This window comes from Acinetobacter sp. UBA5934, assembly GCF_002430855.1.
Lineage (GTDB): Bacteria > Pseudomonadota > Gammaproteobacteria > Pseudomonadales > Moraxellaceae > Acinetobacter.
The window spans coordinates 1-2,766 of the sequence record NZ_DJDC01000160.1; the positions used below are offsets into that span (position 1 = coordinate 1).

Sequence of the window (2,766 nt, forward strand, 5' to 3'; positions counted from 1 at the left end):
GACGTCAAACTCCATCGATTCTCGGACTAAATCTTCCACAATTTGTAAAACTCAATTTCGCTTAGCGATATTTTATCATGAGTAGATGTAGAAAAATAGCGCTTAAAGGGGAGGATTGTGCATAAAAAAAGCCCCCAAGGAGGCTTTTTTTGACATGTTCAAGATTATGAATTTTGAGGATCGTATTGCTTTTCTTTGATGAACAATGCCGGGATCACACCACAGATGAAGTATGCTGCACCCATCACCACAAAGCCTAAACCGATCGAACCGCCGCTCGCAAGGAAACCAATAGTTGCTGGCGCAATTGCAGCACCTAAACGGCCCACGTTGTAAGCACCACCAATTGCAGTACCACGAACATTGGTTGCAAAGCTTTCTGTCATATACGTTGCATTTACACCGTATGGAATACCGTAGAGGAAACCAAAGATCACCAATAGATACAGAATGTTTTCAGGCGAGTTATAGAACACGATGAGCGGAAGGAAGATGGCTGTACCAATCGCACCAAAAGCGTAAGTGAAACGGCGACCCAATTTGTCTGCCATATAACCCGCAAGAATTTTACCTAAAATCATTGCGGTATATGTGCCGACCATGTAAGCCGTCATTTCTTTAAACTTCATACCTAGTTCGCTTTCCAGGTAAGTCGGCATCCAGTTGTTTACACCGTAGTAACCAAACTGTAGGAAACCTGCAGTCAGTGCCCAAAGAATAAACATATTGCGGTTACGCTTGTCTTGGAAAATCAGTTTCCAGGTCGACTCAGTTTTAGCTGTAGTCGCTTCCACTTTCTTAAAGCGGTTTTCTTGCCATGCAGCTGGTTCCGGAACCATATAGTGCATCAGAACCGCCATAATGAGTGGGAGCGCTGCTACGTAGAACAGTACACGCCAGCCGTGATCTGGAATTAACCAGCCGGCAAGCAAGGTGGCAACAATATAACCCACTGTCCAACCTGCTTGAAGCGTACCCAGTACCGTGGTACGGAATTTGGTCGGCACATATTCTGCCATAAGGGTATTACAGGCAATATATAGCGAGCCTAAGCCTAGAGAAGCAAAGAAACGTAAGGTACCAAATTCTGCAAACGAGTTGGTAAAACCAAGACCACAGGTTAAAACAGAGAACAGTAGAATAGAGATAACCACAATACGCACACGACCGAATTTGTCACATGCCCAGCCACCAAAAATACCACCAATTGCCATACCGGCAAGCGTAAAGCTACCTAACATACCTGCTTCAACAGGGGTTAGGCCAAATTCAGCTTTAATACTGTTTAAGCTGTATGACAACAGCATTAAGTCAGCACCATCGACCAGTAACGCAAGGAATGCGAAAACAAAAGCAACTTTCCATGTGTTAGGACCGATTGTCGAGATCGTGTTCTTGATCGTCATAATCCATTACCCTAATAAAAAAGGCTGAGCCGCAAGGAGTGTGACTCAGCCAAAACGTTAACGCGTAGCATCTTTAATCATGTTACGCGCAATAATCACTTGCTGAATTTGTGTTGTACCTTCGTACAAACGGAATAAACGAACATCACGGTAGAAGCGTTCAATTGCGTATTCGCTGATATAACCAGCACCGCCATGAATTTGCACGCCACGGTCAGCTACACGACCGCACATTTCTGTGGCAAACATTTTCGCGCAAGACGCTTCAGTGCTGACATTTTTACCTGCATCGCGCAAACGTGCTGCATCAAGTACCATGCATTTAGCTGCATAAATTTCAGCTTTTGAATCGGCCAACATGCCTTGAATGAGCTGGAAATTGGCAATAGGTTGACCAAATTGCTTACGCTCAACTGCATATTGCAGTGAATCATCCAGCATACGCGTTGCTGCACCCACACTCAGTGCAGCAATATGAATACGACCTTTATCTAAAACTTTCATCGCAGTTTTAAAACCAACGCCTTCAACACCACCAATAAGTGCAGAGGCAGGAATACGGCAGTTTTCAAAAATGACGTCACAAGTGTGAGCACCTTTTTGGCCCATTTTCTTGTCACGTTTACCGAGCGAAATACCCGGTGTCTTGCTGTCGACAATAAATGCAGAAATAGCAGCAGAACCTTTGATATCAGGGTTAGTACGTGCCATGACGGTAAATACACCAGCATGCGGTGCATTGGTAATAAAACGTTTAGTCCCATTAAGAATGTATTCGTCACCATCTTTCACTGCAGTCGTTTTGAGTGATGCGGCATCAGAACCTGAATCCGGCTCGGTTAAACAGAAGGAACCAATAATTTCACCGCTGGCTAACTTAGGCAGGAAATATTGTTTTTGTTCTTCGGTGCCATCAATGATTAAACCTGAAGCACCAATACCATTGTTGGTGCCAATTAGTGAACGGAAGGCAGGAGAAGTACGACCAAGTTCAAAGGCAACATAGACTTCTTCTTCCATGGTTAAGCCCAGACCTTCATATTCTTCAGGAATGGTTAAGCCAAACAAACCTAACTCTTTCATTTGCTGTACGACTTCCACAGGAATTTCATCCGTTTCAGCAACGAGTTCTTCATTTGGGATTAATACACCTTCAACAAATTGACGAATCATATCGACTAATTGATCTAAGGTTTCCTGATCGCGAATCATGTCCTAACTCCGTTTTTAGGATGTAAATCCTGTTCATTTTTCAATAGGGAGAAATCGAACAAGATCTAGTCACTAAGCTAAATTTATTCGGATACTAATCAAAAAAAAGCAACTAAACAATACGTACGAAAGTATATATCGCTATGCG

2 protein-coding genes are annotated in these 2,766 nt (G+C 43.3%); both read right to left on the reverse strand.

The features are described 5' to 3' along the window. Window positions 1-164: 164 nt before the first annotated feature. Window positions 165-1,406: an MFS transporter gene (locus B2Y23_RS11625; RefSeq protein ID WP_291370948.1), complete on the reverse strand. Its 1,242-nt coding sequence runs from the start codon at window positions 1,404-1,406 to the stop codon at window positions 165-167. A 57-nt stretch (window positions 1,407-1,463) separates the two neighbouring features. Further along, window positions 1,464-2,618: an acyl-CoA dehydrogenase family protein gene (locus tag B2Y23_RS11630; protein ID WP_291353819.1), complete on the reverse strand. Its 1,155-nt coding sequence runs from the start codon at window positions 2,616-2,618 to the stop codon at window positions 1,464-1,466. Window positions 2,619-2,766 lie beyond the last annotated feature (148 nt).